The 17,569-nt window shown below is 74.6% G+C and carries 16 protein-coding genes and 2 pseudogenes; 13 read left to right on the top strand and 5 right to left on the bottom strand.

Translation table 11 applies throughout. The annotated features are described in order from the left end of the window. The first annotated feature begins 1 nt into the window (after nucleotide 1). Both ACIQFX_RS06880 and ACIQFX_RS06885 read left to right on the top strand, forming a co-directional pair. The gene (locus tag ACIQFX_RS06880) at nucleotides 2–748 is read left to right on the top strand and encodes a futalosine hydrolase (RefSeq protein ID WP_402459533.1); all 747 of its coding nucleotides are present in this window, start codon (nucleotides 2–4) and stop codon (nucleotides 746–748) included. Further along, on the top strand, nucleotides 745–1,599 hold the full coding sequence (locus ACIQFX_RS06885; RefSeq protein WP_402459535.1) for a 1,4-dihydroxy-6-naphthoate synthase: 855 nt from the start codon (nucleotides 745–747) through the stop codon (nucleotides 1,597–1,599). The genes ACIQFX_RS06880 and ACIQFX_RS06885 overlap by 4 nt, the downstream gene beginning before the upstream one ends. A gap of 100 nt (nucleotides 1,600–1,699) precedes the next feature. On the opposite strand, the gene ACIQFX_RS06890 is transcribed toward ACIQFX_RS06885, so the two are convergent. Beyond that, nucleotides 1,700–2,083 (bottom strand): cold-shock protein, encoded by a 384-nt coding sequence (locus ACIQFX_RS06890; protein WP_033211384.1) that lies wholly within the window; start codon nucleotides 2,081–2,083, stop codon nucleotides 1,700–1,702. A 141-nt stretch (nucleotides 2,084–2,224) separates the two neighbouring features. On the opposite strand from ACIQFX_RS06890, the gene ACIQFX_RS06895 reads away from it, so the two are divergent. Then, entirely contained in the window at nucleotides 2,225–2,503 is a 279-nt protein-coding gene (locus tag ACIQFX_RS06895; protein ID WP_402459537.1) for a hypothetical protein, read from the top strand. Here the strand turns inward: ACIQFX_RS06895 and ACIQFX_RS06900 are convergent. Continuing rightward, nucleotides 2,491–3,114: an HAD family hydrolase gene (locus ACIQFX_RS06900; RefSeq protein ID WP_402459539.1), complete on the bottom strand. Its 624-nt coding sequence runs from the start codon at nucleotides 3,112–3,114 to the stop codon at nucleotides 2,491–2,493. The genes ACIQFX_RS06895 and ACIQFX_RS06900 overlap by 13 nt on opposite strands. Before the next feature lie 102 nt (nucleotides 3,115–3,216). Here ACIQFX_RS06900 and ACIQFX_RS06905 point away from each other — a divergent pair, with 102 nt between their 5' ends. The 3 genes from ACIQFX_RS06905 to ACIQFX_RS06915 are packed head-to-tail and all read left to right on the top strand — an operon-like array spanning nucleotide 3,217 to nucleotide 6,136. Beyond that, nucleotides 3,217–4,221, top strand: a complete 1,005-nt coding sequence (locus ACIQFX_RS06905; RefSeq protein ID WP_402459541.1) for a FecCD family ABC transporter permease — start codon at nucleotides 3,217–3,219, stop codon at nucleotides 4,219–4,221. After that, nucleotides 4,218–5,321, top strand: a complete 1,104-nt coding sequence (locus ACIQFX_RS06910; protein WP_402459543.1) for a FecCD family ABC transporter permease — start codon at nucleotides 4,218–4,220, stop codon at nucleotides 5,319–5,321. Before ACIQFX_RS06905 ends, ACIQFX_RS06910 begins: the two co-directional genes overlap by 4 nt. Further along, complete coding sequence (locus ACIQFX_RS06915; RefSeq protein WP_402459545.1) at nucleotides 5,318–6,136, top strand: ABC transporter ATP-binding protein; 819 nt, start codon at nucleotides 5,318–5,320, stop codon at nucleotides 6,134–6,136. The genes ACIQFX_RS06910 and ACIQFX_RS06915 overlap by 4 nt, the downstream gene beginning before the upstream one ends. A gap of 47 nt (nucleotides 6,137–6,183) precedes the next feature. Here the strand turns inward: ACIQFX_RS06915 and ACIQFX_RS06920 are convergent, their stop codons facing one another. Continuing rightward, nucleotides 6,184–7,278, bottom strand: a complete 1,095-nt coding sequence (locus ACIQFX_RS06920) for a hypothetical protein (protein ID WP_402459547.1) — start codon at nucleotides 7,276–7,278, stop codon at nucleotides 6,184–6,186. A gap of 94 nt (nucleotides 7,279–7,372) precedes the next feature. Between ACIQFX_RS06920 and ACIQFX_RS06925 the strand changes: the two genes are divergently transcribed. After that, a complete protein-coding gene (locus tag ACIQFX_RS06925) occupies nucleotides 7,373–9,970 on the top strand; it encodes a helicase-associated domain-containing protein (RefSeq protein WP_402459549.1) in 2,598 nt (865 codons plus the stop codon). A gap of 60 nt (nucleotides 9,971–10,030) precedes the next feature. Continuing rightward, complete coding sequence (locus tag ACIQFX_RS06930; RefSeq protein WP_402459550.1) at nucleotides 10,031–11,671, top strand: DNA repair helicase XPB; 1,641 nt, start codon at nucleotides 10,031–10,033, stop codon at nucleotides 11,669–11,671. A 40-nt stretch (nucleotides 11,672–11,711) separates the two neighbouring features. On the opposite strand, the gene ACIQFX_RS06935 is transcribed toward ACIQFX_RS06930, so the two are convergent. After that, complete coding sequence (locus ACIQFX_RS06935) at nucleotides 11,712–11,894, bottom strand: hypothetical protein (protein ID WP_376487180.1); 183 nt, start codon at nucleotides 11,892–11,894, stop codon at nucleotides 11,712–11,714. 303 nt (nucleotides 11,895–12,197) lie between these two features. On the opposite strand from ACIQFX_RS06935, the gene ACIQFX_RS06940 reads away from it, so the two are divergent. The 3 genes and pseudogenes from ACIQFX_RS06940 to ACIQFX_RS06950 all read left to right on the top strand — a co-directional run bounded on the left by ACIQFX_RS06940 (nucleotide 12,198) and on the right by ACIQFX_RS06950 (nucleotide 15,739). Beyond that, nucleotides 12,198–14,150 carry a HelD family protein gene (locus ACIQFX_RS06940; protein ID WP_402459602.1) on the top strand — a complete coding sequence of 651 codons (1,953 nt, stop codon included), beginning with the start codon at nucleotides 12,198–12,200 and terminating at the stop codon, nucleotides 14,148–14,150. Beyond that, nucleotides 14,147–14,536 (top strand): annotated as a pseudogene (locus ACIQFX_RS06945) (VOC family protein); the annotation flags it as partial. The gene ACIQFX_RS06940 and the pseudogene ACIQFX_RS06945, both read left to right, overlap by 4 nt. Nucleotides 14,537–14,665: 129 nt before the next feature. Continuing rightward, nucleotides 14,666–15,739: a saccharopine dehydrogenase family protein gene (locus ACIQFX_RS06950; RefSeq protein ID WP_402459552.1), complete on the top strand. Its 1,074-nt coding sequence runs from the start codon at nucleotides 14,666–14,668 to the stop codon at nucleotides 15,737–15,739. A 30-nt stretch (nucleotides 15,740–15,769) separates the two neighbouring features. Here the strand turns inward: ACIQFX_RS06950 and ACIQFX_RS06955 are convergent, their stop codons facing one another. Further along, nucleotides 15,770–16,522, bottom strand: coding sequence for a helix-turn-helix domain-containing protein (locus tag ACIQFX_RS06955; protein ID WP_402459554.1), 753 nt, complete (start codon nucleotides 16,520–16,522; stop codon nucleotides 15,770–15,772). Between the two features lie 254 nt (nucleotides 16,523–16,776). On the opposite strand from ACIQFX_RS06955, the gene ACIQFX_RS06960 reads away from it, so the two are divergent. Both ACIQFX_RS06960 and ACIQFX_RS06965 read left to right on the top strand, forming a co-directional pair. Then, nucleotides 16,777–17,442: a DUF4097 family beta strand repeat-containing protein gene (locus tag ACIQFX_RS06960; protein ID WP_402459555.1), complete on the top strand. Its 666-nt coding sequence runs from the start codon at nucleotides 16,777–16,779 to the stop codon at nucleotides 17,440–17,442. A 29-nt stretch (nucleotides 17,443–17,471) separates the two neighbouring features. Continuing rightward, nucleotides 17,472–17,569: pseudogene (locus tag ACIQFX_RS06965) on the top strand (ABC transporter); the annotation flags it as partial.

The following is a 17,569-nucleotide window of genomic DNA, read 5'->3' on the forward strand; positions in this document are numbered from 1 at the left end:
GGTGGTCCACCGGATCCTGATCGTGACGGCCGTGGCGGCGGAGGCCGATTCCGTCTCCGCCGGGCTCGGCCTGAGCGGACTCGACGGCCCTGGGCACCTCCCGCTGCCGGGGGGCTTCGCCCTGCGCCGTCACACCGGCGGCGGCGTCCGCGCCGACGTCCTGACCGGCGGGGTCGGCCCCGCCGCCGTCGCGGCCGCGACGGGAACGGCCCTGGCGTGCGCGGCACCCGGGGACGCGGACGGCGGCTACGACCTCGTCGTCTCCGCCGGGATCGCCGGCGGGTTCGTGCCCGTGGCACCGGTAGGGACCGTCGTGGTCTCCGGTTCCGTCGTCGCGGCGGACCTCGGGGCGCAGACGCCCGACGGGTACCTGACCGTCGAGGAGCTCGGCTTCGGGCGGTCCGCGCATCCCGTGGCGGAGGCCCTGACCGGCCGGCTCTCCGCCGCCCTGGGCGCCGGGGGCCTGGCGCACACCGTGGGGCCCGTCCTCACCGTCTCCACCGTCACCGGGACCGCGGGGCGCGCCGCCGAGCTCGCCGGACGGCACCCCGGGGCGGCCGCCGAGGCGATGGAGGGCTTCGGCGTCGCAGAGGCCGCCGCCGCGTACGGCGTGCCCGTCGTGGAGATCCGGGCCGTGTCGAACGCCGTCGGGCCGCGCGACCGCGCCGCCTGGCGCATCGGGGAGGCCCTGGACGCGCTCCGGCGGGCCTTCGCGCTGCTCAGCACCGTCTTCGTGGAGCCGTCGTGACCAAGCTGAAGATCGCCTACTCTCCCTGCCCGAACGACACGTTCGTCTTCGACGCGTGGGCGCACGGCCGTGTCGCCGACGCGCCCCGGCTGGACGTGACCTTCGCCGACATCGACGTCACCAACGGCTGGGCGGAGGGCGGCACCGACGACCACGACGTCCTGAAGGTGTCGTACGCCGTGCTGCCGTGGATCCTCGACGAGTACGCGCTGCTGCCGTGCGGCGGCGCCCTCGGCCGGGGCTGCGGGCCGCTCGTCCTCACCCGGGAGCCCGGGTCGGGCGCGGACCTCGCGGGGAAGACGGTCGCGGTGCCGAGCGAGCGCTCGACGGCGTACCTGCTGTTCCGGCTGTGGGCGGCCGAGTCCGTGCCGGGCGGGGTCGGGAACGTGGTCGTGATGCCGTTCCACGAGATCATGCCCGCCGTGCGCGACGGCCGGGTCGACGCGGGGCTCGTCATCCACGAGGCCCGCTTCACGTACAAGGGCTACGGCCTGCACTGCCTCGCCGACATGGGCGAGCACTGGGAGTCGACGACCGGGCTCCCGATCCCGCTCGGCGCGATCGTCGCCCGCCGCTCCCTCGGCGCGGAGACCCTGGAGCGGCTCGCCGAGGCCGCCCGCACGTCCGTGCGGATGGCCTGGGACGACCCGGAGGCCTCGCGGCCGTACGTCCTGGAGCACGCCCAGGAGATGGATCCGAAGGTCGCCGACCAGCACATCGGCCTGTACGTGAACGAGTTCACCGCGGACCTGGGCGAGCACGGCTACGCGGCGGTCCGCGGGCTGCTCACCCGCGCCGCGGCGGAGGGGCTCGTACCGCCCCTCGCGCCGGACGCGCTGTCGTTCCCGTAGGGCCCCGGACGTCGGACCCGGCCGCCGGGCCGGGTCCGCGGGGGACCCGCGCGTCGCACCGGGTCCGCGGGGACCCGGTCGTCGGCCGGTCCGCGGGGGCCTACACGTCGAGCTGGTCCGCCACCGCGCGGAGCAGGCCGGCGATCTTCTTGCCCTGGGTCTTCTCGGGGTAGCGGCCGCGCTCCAGGGCGGGCGTGATGTTCTCCAGGAGCGTCGTCAGGTCCTGCACGATGGACGCCAGTTCGTCGGGCTTGCGGCGCTGCGCGGCGGCGACCGACGGGGTGGGGTCGAGGATGGCGACGGACAGCGCCTGGTCGCCGCGCTGACCGGCGACCACCCCGAACTCCACCCGCTGCCCCGGCTTCAGGGCGTCGACTCCGGCAGGGAGCACCGACGAGTGGACGAAGACGTCGCCGCCGTCGTCGCGGGAGAGAAAGCCGAAGCCCTTCTCGCTGTTGAACCATTTGACCTTGCCGGTAGGCACGTCTGTCCTCGTCCTCGTACTCGTCGCTGGGGATGGCGAACGGCGGGTCGACCGACCCGCCGACGCCAAGGCTAGTGCTCCGGGGACCGTCGACACGACGTCGCCGGAATGTTCCTCCGGCCTGGGAACTACCCTGGCGGGATGCGTAGTGAAACCCCCGCCGTGCCGGTGAACGACAGCGCCCCTGGTGACGGACTGGTCAAGGCCGGTGTCGTACTGTTCGCGATCGGCGCCGTGGCGACGCTGGTCACGGTGGCTCCGCTGTTCCTGGGGAGCGACCCGTTCCCCACCGTGGCGTACACGGTCTCGATGCTGATGGGCGTCGGATTCGCCGTCGCCGCCGCCGGGGTGCTGCGGTCGATCGCGGCACAGCGGCGGCAGGCCCGGGAGGCCTCGGCCCCGGCGGCTCAGCCGCGGTAGGCGTCCCACCAGGCGCGGAAGTCCGTCAGGTCCGTGAGGACCACGTCGGCACCGGCCTCGCGGAGCTCGTCGGGGCTGCAGGGGCCGGTGGCCACGGCCACCGAGACGGCGCCGGCGGTGGCCGCGCCGCGGACGTCGCCGACGTGGTCGCCGACGTAGACCCGGGCGCCGTGGGCGCGCAGCGCCTCCGCCTTGCCCTCGGCCCACAGGCCGCCGACGACCGCGTCGGGCTCGATGCCGAGGTGCTTGAGGTGCAGTTCGGCGTGCGGGCCGTTCTTCGCGGTGACCACGATGGTGCGGCCGCCCGCCTCGCGGACGGCGTCGATGGCGTCCCGCGCGCCCGGCATGGGGACGGTGGGCTCGATCGCGTACGAGGGGTAGAGGGCGCGGTAGCGGGCGGTCATCTCGGTGACCCGGTCCGCGGGGAACCAGTGCGCCATCTCCTGTTCGAGGGGCGGGCCGAGACGGCTCACGACGAGGTCGGCGTCGATCGGGACGCCCGTCTCGGCGGCGAAGGCGACGTAGGCCGCCCTGATCCCCGGGCGGGTGTCGAGCAGGGTCAGGTCGAGGTCGAAGCCGACGGTGAGCGGTGTCTCGGGCGTGTGGGTCATGGGCCCATTCTGGAGGACTTCCGGCCCGGGGTGTTCGAATATGGGTGCTGCTTACACTAAGCCAAGCCTTACCGAACCTGTTCTCCGCCCGATGGGTCCCCCATGTCCGCCGCATTCCCCTCCAGACGGGTCCTCGCGACCTCGGCGGCCGTCGTCGCCCTGCTCGTCGCCGTGCTCCTCAGCCTCGCCGTGGGGGCCCGCGCCATCGCGCCCTCGACCGTGTTCGACGCCCTGCTGCACGGCGGGACGAGCCCCGAGGCCGAGGTCGTACGACAGCTCCGGGTGCCCCGTACCGTCGTCGGCCTGATGGTCGGCGCGGCGCTCGCGCTCGCCGGCACCGCCCTCCAGGGCATCACCCGCAACCCGATCGCCGACCCCGGCATCCTCGGCATCAGCCAGGGCTCCTCGGTGGCCGTGGTGCTCGCCATCGCCTTCTTCGGCGTGCACGGCATCGGCGGCTACGTGTGGTTCGCGTTCGCCGGCGCCGCGCTCGCCTCCGTGGCCGTCTACGCCGTCGCGTCCGGCGGGCGGGGCGGGGCGACGCCGGTGAAGCTCGCGCTCGGCGGGGCCGCGATCAACGCGCTGCTGCTGTCCGTGACCACCGGCGTCCTCACCACCCGGGCCTCGGCGCTCGACGAGTTCCGGTTCTGGCAGATCGGCTCCCTCGACGGCCGCGACGCCGAGATCGTGGCCCGCGTCTGGCCCTTCCTGCTGCTCGGCGCGGTCCTCGTGCTGTCCGTGGCGCGCGGCCTCGACGCGCTGGCGCTCGGCGAGGACGTCGCCAAGGGCCTCGGGCAGCGGGTCGCGACCGTCCGGATCGTCGGCGGACTCGGCGCGACCGTCCTCACGGGCGCCGCCGTGGCCGCCGCCGGGCCCGTCGCCTTCGTCGGCCTCGCCGTCCCGCACATCGCGCGGGCCGTGGTCGGCTCCGACCACCGCTGGGTGCTGCCGATGGCCGCGTTCATCGGCCCGGTGATGCTGCTCGTGGCCGACGTCGCCGGCCGGATCGTGTTCCCTCCCGGCGAGATCCCCGCCGGGGTGACGACCGCCCTGATCGGGGTGCCGTTCCTCGTGACCCTGGTGCGCCGGAAGGCGGTGCCGGCATGACCGCGCCCGCCTCCACCGCCCCTCGCGACACCCGCGCCCCCTCCGGCGCCCGCGCCGGTGTCCGTCCCGCCGGGTACGGGCTGGTGCGCGCCGGGAAGGGCTCGTTCCTCGTCCACCGGCGCTCCACGGTCGTCGCCGCGGGCCTGCTGGTGCTGCTCGCCGCGGCCTCCGTGGCGTACCTCTGCGTCGGCGAGCGGTTCGTCGCCCCCTCGGAGGTCGTACGGATCCTCCTCGGGCAGGCGTCGCCGTCCGCGTTCGTGGTGGAGGAGCTGCGCGAGCCGCGGCTGGTCGTCGCCCTCGCCGTCGGCGCGGCCTTCGGGGTCGCGGGGGGCCTCATCCAGACCGTGGCGCGCAATCCGCTCGCCAGCCCCGACATCATCGGCATCAGCCAGGGCGCCGGGGCCGTCACGGTCGCCGCGATGACCTTCGGCCTCACCTCGTACGCCGTCCTGCCGTACCTGTCGATCGCGGGCGGGGTCCTCGCCGCCGCGCTCGTGTACGTGTTCGCCTGGCGCGGCGGACTGCACGCCACCCGGTTCGTGCTCATCGGCATCGGCTTCGCCATCGCACTGCGGTCCCTGATCACGCTCTTCATGACGAAGGGCGACTACCTGGTCGCCCAGCAGGCCCAGATCTGGATGACGGGCTCCCTCAACGGGCGCGGCTGGGACGAGTCCGCCCCGATCCGCTGGACGCTGCTCCTGATGCTGCCCGCCGTGCTGTGGGCGGCCCGCGCGCAGCGGACCGTGTCCCTGGACGACTCCACGGCGACCGGGCTCGGCGTACGGCTCGGACGGGTCCGGCTCGGGCTCGTGGCCGTCGGCGTCGTCCTCGCGTCGGTGGCGACGGGCGTCGCCGGGCCGGTCGACTTCGTGGCCCTGCTCGCCCCGCAGATCGCCCGCCGCATGACGCGGACGGCGCAGATCCCGCTGTTCTGCTCCGCGCTCACGGGCGCGGTGGTCGTGGTCGTCGCCGACCTGCTCGGCCGGCGGCTGTTCTCCCCCGTCGAACTGCCCGTGGGCGTCCTCACGGCGGCGGTCGGCGCCCCGTATCTGATCTGGCTCATCGTCCGGAGCCGTACCGCAGGAGGTAACGCGTGAGCAGCAGGCTGACCGCGCGCGGGCTGACGCTCGCCTACGAGGACCGGACCGTCGTCGACGCGCTCGACCTGGCGGTCCCCGACGGCCGGGTGACCGTGATCGTCGGCCCCAACGCCTGCGGCAAGTCGACCACCCTGCGGGCGCTCGGCCGGCTCCTCAAGCCGGCGGGCGGCGCGGTCCTCCTCGACGGCGAGGAGCTGGCGAAACTCCCCACCAAGCGCATCGCCCGCTCCATCGGACTGCTGCCGCAGACTCCGGTCGCGCCCGAGGCGATCACCGTCGCCGACCTCGTCTCCCGCGGCCGCCAGCCCCACCAGGCCTGGTGGAAGCAGTGGTCCGAGGAGGACGAGCGGGCCGTCGTGGACGCCATGGCCCGTACGGATGTGACCGCCCTCGCCGACCGGTCCGTCGACGAGCTGTCCGGCGGCCAGCGCCAGCGCGTGTGGATCGCCATGGCCCTGGCGCAGGAGACCGACCTCCTCCTGCTCGACGAGCCCACCACCTACCTCGACATCTCCCACCAGGTCGAGGTCCTCGATTTGGTCCGCCGCCTCAACCGCCTGCGCGGCCGCACCGTCGTCCTCGTCCTCCACGACCTGAACCAGGCCGCCCGCTACGCCGACCACCTCGTCGCCATGAAGGCCGGCCGGGTCGTCGCGGAGGGCCCGCCCGAGCAGATCGTCACGGCCGACCTCGTCCGCGACGTCTTCGGCCTGGAGTCCGTCGTCGTCCCCGACCCGGTGACGGGCTCGCCGCTGGTGGTCCCGGGGACGCCGTGGCACGCGGACGAGCGGGAGGAGGAGGCCGCCGTCTAGGGGATGGCTCGCCGGGGTGGCTCGCCGATCGGGCCGGGCCCGCGGCGTCAGTGCCTGCGGGAGCGCCAGAGGAGGAAGAGCGCGGAGACGACCGCGGCGCCCTTGAGGGTCCAGGGCCAGGTCTCGGAGATCGCGGCGCCGAGGGCCTCGCCGCCCTGGGCCACCGGGGCGCCCCAGCGGCCGCCGACGCGACCCCACAGCCAGACGGCGCCGGCGGTGGCGGCGAGGCCGGGGAGGACGAGGACGGCGGTCTTGGCCTCGGCGGGCGTCAGGCGGCGGGAGGCGTAGGCGAGGAGCCAGCCGGCGGCCAGCGCGAGGAGCGATCCGAAGAGCGCCCCGCCGAGCAGGAGCAGCGCGGCGAGCAGGAGGAACGGGTTCCCGAGGCGGAGCCGGGGCCGTACGGCCGTCCCGTCGCCGGCGCCCGGGTCGTCCCGGGCGTCCGGTTCCTCTCCGGCGTCCGCTTCCCCCTCGGGGACGGGGCCGGGCGCGGTGCCCTTGCGGAGTCGGAGGACGCGGGCGAGGCGGCGGCGCTTCGCCGGAGCGGGTTCGCCGGCCGTCCGGTCGGTCTCCTCCTCGTCCTCCCGCGGCGGCGCGAAGAGGTCCGGTCGCTCGATCCCGCCGGCGAAGACCGGCGGCTCGTCGTCCTCGGCGGCGTCGGCGGCGTCCTTCTGCCACCAGTCCTTCTTCGCCCGGCCGGGGCGGGGGACGGAGACGGGGGTGGGGCGGGTGCCGGGGGCGGCGCCCCGGGCTTCCCGCCGGGCGTCGCCGGTGCGGGCCGCGCCCGCGCGCCTGTCCGTGCCCGTGCTTCCGCCCGTGCCCGAACCCGTGTTTCCACCCGCACCCGTGCCCTCGCCCGCCTCCTCGTCGTCCGTCGGGCGGGGCCCGGGGACGGGGCGATCGGCCGGGCGGGCGGCCGGGGAGCCGACGCGGCCGACGACCTCGTCGGGGGTGCCGAGGGAGCCGAGGAGGGCGCGGACGGCGGCCGGGCTCTCCTCGCCGTGGGTGGCGCGGCGGCGGTCGATCTCGTCGCGGAGGCCGGAGACGAGCCGCATGCGGTCGCTCGCGGGGAGGTGCTGCTGCTGGGCCAGGTCGCCGACCCGGCTCAGATAGTCGTAGACCAGCTGGTCGCTCTCGATGCCCACGGTGCCCCCTCCACGGCCGGTTCGCCCGGTACGGGCCGACGTTAGCGCCTGCGCGGCGGGCTCAGGCGTACGGATTGGGGCTAACGTGGGGCGGATGGGGATCGGTGAGCTCGACCGGGAGGCGCACGTGGCCGAGGCAACTGGCACCGGCGGGGGACCGCGCACGCTCGCGGAGGCGCTGCGGGCGCGGGGCGACGACGGCTTGGCCGCGCTGCTGCGTGCCCGGCCGGACCTCCTGAACCCGGTACCGAACGACCTCACGCAGCTGGCGACGCGGGCCGGGACGCGCGGCTCGGTCGTGCGGGCCCTGGAGCGGCTCGACCGGTTCGCCCTCCAGACGGCCGAAGCGCTCGCGGTGGCTCCGGACCCGGCCCCGTACCCCGTCCTGCTGGGGCTGCTCACCGGCGACGAGGGCGACGCGGAGATCGAGGCGGCGCTGCCGGGCGCGGTGGCGCTGCTGCGCGAGCAGGCGCTGGTGTGGGGCGAGGACGACCGGCTGCGGCTGGTGCGGACGGCGCGGGAGCTGCTCGCGCCGTCGGCGCAGCACCCGTCGCCGACGGGGCTCGGGCCGACGGTCGCTGAGGCGACGGCCGGGATGTCGCCGGGGCGGGTGCAGGAGATCATCGCGGCGGCCGGGCTGCCGCCGACGCACGATCCGGTGTCGGCGGTGGCGGCCCTCACGGAGCTGTTCACCGACCGGACGCGGATGGGCGGGCTGCTGGACACGGCGGCCCCGGAGGCGCTGACGGTGCTCGACCGGCTGGTGTGGGGTCCGCCGTACGGCGAGGTGACGGCGAACCCGGCGCCGCCGGTCCGCTGGCTGCGCGACCGGGGGCTGCTGCTCCCGGTGTCGCCGCGGACGATGGTGCTGCCGCGCGAGGTGGCGCTGCACCTGCGGGGCGGGCGGGCGCACCGGGCGCCGGAGCCGCTGGCGCCGCAGCCGGCGGTGCTGCGCGAGTACCGTCCCCAGGTGGTGGACGGTGCCGCCGCCGGGCAGGCGCACGCGGCGCTCGCGACCGTCGAGGAACTGCTGAAGTCCTGGGACCAGGGCGGCCCGCAGGTGCTGCGCGCGGGCGGGCTCGCCGTACGGGACCTCAGGCGGACCGCGGCGGCCCTGGACCTGCCGGAGGAGACCGCCGCGTTCTGGCTGGAGCTCGCCTTCGGGGCGGGGCTGCTCGCCTCGGACGGCGAGGCCGACGAGCGGTACGCGCCGACGCCCGCCTACGACGACTGGCTCGACCTGCCGCCCGCCGAGCGCTGGGCGCGGCTCGTCGCGCCCTGGCTCTCCGCGACGCGCACGCCCGGCCTGGTCGGCGACCAGGACGCCAAGGGCCGGACCCTCGCCGCCCTCGGCCCCGACCTGGACCGCGCGTCCGCGCCCGAGGTCAGGCACCGGGTCCTCGAACTCCTCGCGACGCTCCCGCCGGGGTCCGCCGCCGACCCCGAGTCGCTGTTCGCCCGGCTCCGCTGGGAACGCCCGCTGCGGGGCGCGGCCCCGTCGGTCCCGGCCGCCCCGGTCGGCGCGCCGCGCCCGGCGGCCGGCGGGCCCGACACGGCGGACGGCGGGCCGGGCCCGCAGGCGCCCGCCGACCTGCGGTCGCGGCTCGCGCGCTGGACGCTCGCCGAGGCCGAGCTCCTCGGGCTGACGGGTCGCGGCGCCCTGTCGGCGCCCGCCCGCGCGCTGCTGAACCTGCCGCTCGCGGAGGCCGCGTCGCTCGCCGACCACGGCGGCGGGGTCGAGCTGGCGGTGGCCGCCGCGCGGGCGGCGACGCTGCTCGCGCCGCTGCTGCCTGAGGTCGTCGACGACGTCCTGCTGCAGGCCGACCTGACGGCCGTGGCGCCGGGCCCGCTGCGGCGTCCGCTGGCCGACGCGCTGTCCGTCCTCGCGGACGTGGAGTCGAAGGGCGGCGCCACGGTCTACCGGTTCACGCCAGGCTCCGTACGGCGGGCCCTCGACGCCGGGCGGACCGCGTCCGACCTGCACGCGTTCCTCGCCGCGCACTCCCGTACGCCGGTACCGCAGCCGCTCGCGTACCTGATCGACGACGTGGCGCGGCGGCACGGCCACCTGAAGGTCGGGTCCGCGTCGGCGTACGTGCGCTGCGACGACGACACGGTCCTCGGCGAGATCCTGGCCGACCGGCGCTCCGCGGCCCTGGGCCTGCGCCGACTGGCGCCGACGGTGCTCGCCGCGCAGACCGATCCGGCCTCGCTGCTCGCCGGGCTGCGGTCGATGGGGTACGCCCCGGCCGCCGAGTCCGCCGAGGGCGACGTCCTCATCACCCGCGCGGACGCCTACCGCACCGGAGCCCGTACGGCCCCGGTGCCGGTGCCGGACGGCCCGCCGGCCCCCGACGCCACCCTGCTCGGCGCGGCCGTGAAGGCGATCCGCGCCGGTGACCGGGCCGCGACGGCGGTGCGGAAGGAGCCCGCGGCGGCGACCGCCGCCGGCGCCCTGCCCCGTACCTCGGCGGCGGAGACCCTCGCGACCGTGCAGGCCGCCGCGATGACCGGCTCCGCCGTCTGGATCGGCTACGTGAACGCCGACGGGGCCGCCAGCCAGCGCGTCATCGCGCCGGTCCGCGTCGAGGGCGGCTTCGTCACCGGCTACGACCACACGGCCGACGAGGTCCGCACGTATCCGCTGCACCGCATCACGGGCGTGGCGGAACTCGCCGACGACCAGGTCTGACATCAGGCAGACTGGAGGATTGGCCGTCGTCGGAGCGGCCCGGGAAGGACCTGATCGCGCGTGAACGGACCCCTGATCGTCCAGAGCGACAAGACGCTGCTCCTGGAGGTCGACCACGAGCTCGCCGAGGCGTGCCGGCGGGCCATCGCGCCCTTCGCGGAGCTGGAGCGGGCGCCGGAGCACATCCACACCTACCGGGTGACGCCGCTGGGCCTGTGGAACGCGCGGGCCGCCGGCCACGACGCCGAGCAGGTGGTGGACGCGCTCGTCGAGTACTCGCGCTATCCCGTGCCGCACGCGCTGCTCGTCGACATCGCCGAGACCATGGCGCGGTACGGGCGGCTGACGCTGTCCAAGCACCCGACGCACGGTCTCGTCCTGACCAGCACGGACCGGCCCGTCCTGGAGGAGATCCTCCGGTCGAGGAAGGTGCAGCCGCTGGTCGGCGAGCGGATCGACGCGGACACCGTCGCCGTGCACCCGTCCGAGCGGGGGCAGATCAAGCAGACGCTCCTGAAGCTGGGCTGGCCGGCCGAGGACCTCGCCGGGTACGTCGACGGCGAGGCGCACCGGATCGACCTGGCCGAGGACGGCTGGAGCCTGCGCCCGTACCAGAAGCAGGCCGTCGACGGCTTCTGGCACGGCGGCTCCGGCGTGGTCGTGCTGCCCTGCGGCGCGGGCAAGACGCTGGTGGGCGCCGGTGCGATGGCGCAGGCCAAGGCGACGACGCTGATCCTGGTGACGAACACGGTCTCCGCCCGGCAGTGGAAGCACGAGCTGGTGAAGCGGACGTCGCTGACCGAGGACGAGATCGGCGAGTACAGCGGTACGCGGAAGGAGATCCGGCCGGTCACGATCGCCACGTACCAGGTGCTCACGACCAAGCGGAAGGGCATCTACCCGCACCTGGAGCTGTTCGACTCCCGCGACTGGGGTCTGATCGTCTACGACGAGGTGCACCTGCTGCCGGCGCCGGTCTTCAAGTTCACGGCGGACCTCCAGGCCCGCCGCCGGCTCGGTCTGACCGCGACGCTGGTCCGCGAGGACGGGCGGGAGTCCGACGTGTTCTCGCTGATCGGGCCGAAGCGGTTCGACGCGCCGTGGAAGGAGATCGAGGCGCAGGGCTACATCGCGCCCGCCGACTGCGTCGAGGTCCGGGTGAACCTGACCGACTCCGAGCGGCTCGCGTACGCGACGGCCGAGGCGGAGGAGAAGTACCGCTTCTGCGCGACGACGGCGACGAAGCGGAAGGTCACGGAGGCCCTGGTGAAGAAGTTCGCCGGGCAGCAGATCCTCGTCATCGGCCAGTACATCGACCAGCTCGACGAGCTCGGCGAGCACCTGGACGCGCCGGTCATCAAGGGCGAGACGTCGAACGCGCAGCGGGAGAAGCTCTTCGACGCGTTCCGCAACGGCGAGATCAACGTCCTCGTGGTGTCGAAGGTCGCCAACTTCTCCATCGACCTCCCGGAGGCGACGGTCGCCATCCAGGTCTCGGGCACCTTCGGCTCCCGCCAGGAGGAGGCCCAGCGCCTCGGCCGGGTGCTCCGCCCGAAGGCCGACGGCCACCAGGCGCACTTCTACTCGGTGGTCGCCCGGGACACCATCGACCAGGACTTCGCGGCGCACCGGCAGCGGTTCCTGGCGGAGCAGGGGTACGCGTACCGGATCGTGGACGCGGACGAACTGCTGGCGCCTTAGGGGGACGGGCGGCCGGGCGGCGCCGTAGGGGCCGGGCGGTTCAGTCCCGGGCCGGGGCGTACACCGGGCGCGGGTTCCTGACGCCGGCCTCGGCCGGGCCGTGGTCACCGAGGAGGGTGACCGCGGCCGCCGCGCCGCCGAAGGCGCGTATCGCCCGCAGGGCGGTGGCGAGGCGGTGGGGGCGGGGGACGGTGGTCACGAGGGTGAAGGTCGTCGCGGTCATGCCTCCATCATGGAATCCGGACATTCCGAACACATCGGCCTGGGGGTGGAACCGGGGTCCGTCGTGAGGCGGACCCCGGCCCCTAAGGGGAAAGGGGTTCGTGGGGTCGCCCGCCCGGAGTTACACTTGCCGGCTTCCCCGCCTCCCGTTCGTGGAGCGCCGCCGTCCGGTCGGAAACCGGCGGCCACCTCGTCGTGTCCGCGTATCCACCTGCCCGGAGGCTTCACCGTGTCCGTTTCCGCATCCGACCCGCTCTCGCGGGAACGCGCCCACCTGGCCTCGTCCCGCTCCGCGCTGCGCGCGATGCGCGAGGACGTCGAGGCGCTCGACATCAAGGACGTCACGGCGAACTGGGTCAACTCGCTGGTGCTCGGGCGGCAGATCGAGGACCGGATCAAGGCGCTCGCCGACCTCTCCGGCACGCCGCTGTTCTTCGGGCGGCTCGACTACCTGCACACCACGCAGGAGGGGCAGCGCTTCTACATCGGCCGGCGGCACGTGCACGACGCCGACGGGGACCCGATGGTGATCGACTGGCGCGCCCCGGTGTCGCAGCCGTTCTACCGGGCGTCGAAGAAGGACCCGCAGGACGTCGGACTGCGGCGCCGCTTCGGCTACACGGGCGGCGAGCTCACGGCGTACGAGGACGAGCACCTGTCCGACCCGGCCGAACTGGAGACCACGAGCCGGCTGCTCCAGGCGGAGATCGAGCGGCCGCGCGTGGGCCCCATGCGGGACATCGTGGCGACGATCCAGCCCGAGCAGGACGAGATCGTCCGCTCCGACCTGTCCGGGTCGGTCTGCGTGCAGGGAGGCCCCGGCACCGGCAAGACCGCCGTGGGCCTGCACCGTGTCGCGTACCTGCTGTACGCGCACCGCGAGCGGCTGGCCCGCACCGGCACCCTGGTCATCGGACCGAACCGGTCCTTCCTCCACTACATCGAGCAGGTCCTCCCCGCCCTGGGCGAGCTGGAGGTCCAGCAGGCGACGGTCGACGACCTCGTCGCGCACGTCGAGGTGCGGGGCACGGACGAGGCGGCGACGGCGGTCGTCAAGGGCGACGCCCGGATGGCGGAGGTGCTGCGGCGCGCGGTCCGTTCGCACATCTCCCTGCCCACGGAGTCCCTCATGGTGGTGCGCGGCTCGCGCCGCTGGCGGGTGCCCGCGTACGAACTGGAGGAGATCGTCCAGGAGTTGATCGACCGCGACATCCGGTACGGCGCCGCCCGCGACGCCCTGCCGCAGCGCGTCGCGCACGCGGTCCTGGTGCGGATGGAGCAGGCCGGCGAGGCGCCCGACGACCGGGTGCAGAACGCGGTCGCGCGGAACCCCGCGGTGAAGGCCGTCGTGAAGGAGTGCTGGCCGGCGGTGGAGCCCGCGAAGCTGGTGCTGCGCCTGCTGAGCGACCCGGAGTTCCTCGCGGAGCACGCCGAGGGCGTGCTCACGGAGGACGAGCAGAAGCTGCTGCTGTGGGCGAAGCCGGCGCGCAGCGTGAAGACGGCGAAGTGGTCGGCGGCGGACGCCGTCCTCGTCGACGAGGCCAAGGACCTGATCGAGCGGACGCACTCGCTCGGCCACGTGGTCCTCGACGAGGCGCAGGACCTCTCCCCCATGCAGTACCGGGCGGTGGGCCGCCGCTGCACGACCGGTTCGGCGACGGTCCTCGGCGACCTGGCGCAGGGCACGACGCCCTGGGCGACGGAGAGTTGGGCGCAGGCGCTCGGGCACCTGGGGAAGCCGGAGGCGGTGGTGGAGGAGCTGACCGCCGGTTTCCGCGTGCCGCGCGAGGTGATCGCGTACGCCTCCCGGCTCCTTCCGCACATGTCGCCGGGGCTCGCGGCGGTGGAGTCGGTCCGGGAGAACCCCGGTTCACTGGCCGTCCGCCCCACGGACGACCTGGACGCGGCCGTCGTCGCGGCCTGCGTCGAGTCCCTGGCCCACGAGGGATCCATCGGCCTGATCGCGGCCGACGCCCGGATCGCCCCGCTCGCGGAGGCCCTGGCCGCGGCCGGGCTCCCCCACCTCTCCCCCGGCGAGGAGACCACCGCCGACTCGCGCCTGACCCTGGTGCCCGCCTCCCTCGCCAAGGGCCTCGAGTACGACTACGTGGTCCTGGACGAGCCCGTCGCCGTCGTCGACGGCGAACCGGACGAGCGCACCGGCCTCCGCCGCCTCTACGTGGCCCTCACCCGTGCCGTCTCCGGCCTGACGATCCTTCATTCGGCCCCGCTTCCCGACCAGTTGGGCGAGCTGTGAGCCAGGTCGGGACCCTGCACCACGTCGAGGTCTGGGTGGGCGACCTGGCGGGCGCCGAGGCGAGCTTCGGCTGGCTGCTCGGCGCCCTCGGGTACGAGCCCTTCCAGCGCTGGGAGGGCGGCCGCAGCTGGCGCCTGGGGCCCACCTACCTCGTCCTGGAGCAGTCGCCCGCCCGTACCGGGGACCGTCACGACCGGCTGCGTCCGGGCCTCAACCACCTCGCCTTCCACGCCGGCGACCGCGCGGCCGTCGACGCCCTCACCTCCGGGGCGCAGGCCCACGGCTGGCGCCTGCTGTTCCCCGACCGGCACCCGCACGCGGGCGGCGGGGGCACGTACGCGGCCTACCTGGAGAACGCCGACGGCTTCGAGGTGGAGCTGGTGGCGACCGTCCAGCGCGGCTGCGGGGACGTGTCCGGAACTGTGCGGGGTGTGTCACTTCCGGACCTCGTGCGGACCGTCGAACCGCGCCAAGCTTGTTCATAGTTGAACGAGCGAGGACGGCGGGAGAGAGCGATGACTTCGGGGCACACGGTGACGGTGTTCGGCGCGTACGGGCACACCGGGCGGTTCGTGGTGGCGGAGCTGCTGCGCCGGGGCTTCACGCCGGTGCTCTCGGGGCGGGACGCGGCCCGCCTCGGGGCACTCGCGGCGGAGTACGAGGGGCTCGCGGCGGAGCACGGGCGTCCGGCAGCGGAGCACGGGGGGCTCGACGTCCGCCCGGCGTCGGTCGACGACCCGGCGACGCTCGACCGGGCGCTGGACGGGGCGGACGCCGTGGTCAACTGCGCGGGGCCGTTCGCGACGACGGCCGCGCCGGTGATCGACGCGGCGCTGCGGGCCGGGATCCCGTACGTCGACGTGGCCGCCGAGATCGAGGCCAACCTCGACACGTTCGCGCACTTCGCGGACCGCGCGAAGGCCGCGGGCACCGTGGTGGTCCCCGCGATGGCCTTCTTCGGCGGCCTCGGGGACCTGCTGGTCACGGCCGCGATGGGCGACTGGGAGGCGGCCGACGAGGTGCACGTCGCGTACGGGCTGAGCGGCTGGCACCCGACCGCGGGGACGCTCGCCGCGGGCACGGTCTCCCGCGAGCGGCGGGACGGCCGGCGGGTGGTGTTCGCGAACGGCCGCGTCGAGTACCGCGACGACGCCGCACCGACCCTGGACTGGGCCTTCCCCGAGCCGATGGGCACCCGTCCGGTGATCGGCGAGTTCAGCATGGCCGACATCGTCACCGTCCCCAGCCACCTCGCCGTCCCCGAGGTCCGCACGTACATGGCCGTCGAGGCGGCCCGCGAGCTGGCGTCCCCGGACACGCCGGCGCCGACCGCGGTCGACGAGAGCGGTCGCTCCGCGCAGACCTTCCTCGTCGACGTCCTCGTCCGCTCGGGCGGCGAGGAGCGGCGCGCCGTCGCGAGCGGCCGGGACATCTACGCCGTCAGTGCGCCGCTCGCCGTGGAAGCCGTCCGCCACCTCCTCACGGGACGGGCCGCGACGACCGGCGTCGCCTCCGCCGGCGCGGCCTTCGACGCGCCCGCCTTCCTCCGCGACCTGGCCCCGCACGTCACCTGCGTGCTCCCCGGCTGATCGGCGCGCCCGTACGACTCCCCCGGGACCTCAGGACGCCGCCGGCTCGTCGCCGGCGTCGTCCGGGGTCCTTTCGGGCTTGGCGAAGAGGACCTCGCGGGCCTGCTCGGCGGCGCGCAGGATGCTCTCGGAGACGAAGTCGAGGAAGCGGGCGACGTTCTCCAGGCGGACGGCGGCCGGGGTGTCGGAGCCGAGGACGCCGACGCCCTGCCGGGCGATCTCGACGATCTGGGCGGTCGACCGGGCGCTGGCGATCATCGACTGGTACCAGATGTCGTCGTCGACGACGTAGCGGTCGCGGCGGCGTTCGTCGCGCTCCCTGCGGACGAAGCCCTGGCTCTCCAGGAAGGTGATGGCCTTGGAGATGGACGCCGGGCTGACCTGGAGGCGCTCGACGAGTTCGGCCGCGGTGAGGCTGCCCGTGTCCGTGAGGGTGAGGCAGGCCATCACCCGGGACATCATCGTCGGCATGCCCGAGCCCGCGAGGACGGCCGTGAACGTCTCCTCGTACGCGCGCATCGCCTCGGGGTCGCGCCCGTGGGCCTGCGGGAGCGCCTCCCCGCTCCGGGGCGCGGCCTGCTTGCGGCGCTGGGCGCGGCGCTCGGTGGCGCGGTGGGCCAGCTCGGCGCGGTAGGCGGTGGGACCGCCGTTCCGCATCACCTCGCGCGTGATCGTCGAGGTCGGCCGGTCGAGGCGGCGGGCGATCTCCGCGTAGGCGAGGCCGTCGGCCAGACCGACTGCGATCTGCTGGCGCTCGGGCTGGGTGAGGCGGCCTCCCGGCATCGCGGTCTCCTTTGTGGTGCTTCGCGCTTCCTGATGCCTCCAGCATAGCGTTCACCATCAATTCATTGCAATGGATGGGGTGATCGTTGTTGCATTAAATCCAGAACCATTGCAATGAATTTGCTGCCCTGACCTGCAATTTCCATGTCTCTACGCAACGATGTTGTTGCCACAACATCGAACGCAACGTAGCTTTTCCCTTGTCGGAAAGAGCGGGACGACGAAGGGCCCGCCACTGAGAAGGAGAAAAGACCATGCAGAAGTTCGCCACCCCCGCCGCCGTCTCCACCGTCCTCGACATCCCCGCCGGCACCATCCGCTTCATCGCCGCCGACCGCACCGACACCACCGTCGAGATCCTCCCCGCCAACGCCGCCAAGAGCCGTGACGTCAAGGCCGCCGAGCAGATCGAGGTCGACTACGCCGACGGCGTCCTGCGCATCGAGGCCCCCGCCCCCAAGAAGCAGCTCTTCGGCGACTCCGGCTCCGTCGAGATCACCGTCCAGCTGCCCGCCGGCTCCCGGGTCCAGGCCAAGGCCGCCCTCGCCGAACTCCGCGGCGTCGGACGCCTCGGCGACGTCACCTTCGAAGCCGCCCAGGCCACCGTCAAGCTCGACGAGACCGCGAGCGCCCACCTCGCCCTCCAGGCCGGGGACATCACCGTCGGCCGCCTCGGCGGCCCCGCCGAGATCACCACCCGGAAGGGCGCCCTGCGCATCGCCGAGGCCCACCGCGGCACCGTCACCCTGCGCACCGACCACGGCGACATCACCGTCGGCGCCGCCCGCGGCGCCTCCGCCGCCCTCGACGCCGGCACCGCCTACGGCCGCGTCACCAACGCCCTCCGCAACGACGGCACCACCGACCTCACCATCAACGCCACCACCGCGTACGGCGACATCACCGCCCGCAGCAACTGACCCGCCCCCACCCCGAAGGAGCACCTGACATGACCGACCCGGCCATCGCCGCGCACGGGCTGCGCAAGTCCTACGGCGACAAGACCGTCCTCGACGGCATCGACCTGAACGTCCCCGAAGGAACCGT

Source organism: Streptomyces sp. NPDC093089 (genome assembly GCF_044754405.1).
Classification (GTDB): Bacteria; Actinomycetota; Actinomycetes; order Streptomycetales; family Streptomycetaceae; genus Streptomyces.

Coding starts and splice junctions, on each gene's coding strand:
- ACIQFX_RS06895 (WP_402459537.1), top strand. CDS start 2,225: ATGCGTAGTGAAACCCCCGCCGTGCCGGTGAACGACAGCGCCCCTGGT.
- ACIQFX_RS06900 (WP_402459539.1), bottom strand. CDS start 3,114: ATGACCCACACGCCCGAGACACCGCTCACCGTCGGCTTCGACCTCGAC.
- ACIQFX_RS06905 (WP_402459541.1), top strand. CDS start 3,217: ATGTCCGCCGCATTCCCCTCCAGACGGGTCCTCGCGACCTCGGCGGCC.
- ACIQFX_RS06910 (WP_402459543.1), top strand. CDS start 4,218: ATGACCGCGCCCGCCTCCACCGCCCCTCGCGACACCCGCGCCCCCTCC.
- ACIQFX_RS06925 (WP_402459549.1), top strand. CDS start 7,373: ATGGGGATCGGTGAGCTCGACCGGGAGGCGCACGTGGCCGAGGCAACT.
- ACIQFX_RS06935 (WP_376487180.1), bottom strand. CDS start 11,894: ATGACCGCGACGACCTTCACCCTCGTGACCACCGTCCCCCGCCCCCAC.
- ACIQFX_RS06940 (WP_402459602.1), top strand. CDS start 12,198: ATGCGCGAGGACGTCGAGGCGCTCGACATCAAGGACGTCACGGCGAAC.
- ACIQFX_RS06950 (WP_402459552.1), top strand. CDS start 14,666: ATGACTTCGGGGCACACGGTGACGGTGTTCGGCGCGTACGGGCACACC.
- ACIQFX_RS06955 (WP_402459554.1), bottom strand. CDS start 16,522: ATGCCGGGAGGCCGCCTCACCCAGCCCGAGCGCCAGCAGATCGCAGTC.
- ACIQFX_RS06960 (WP_402459555.1), top strand. CDS start 16,777: ATGCAGAAGTTCGCCACCCCCGCCGCCGTCTCCACCGTCCTCGACATC.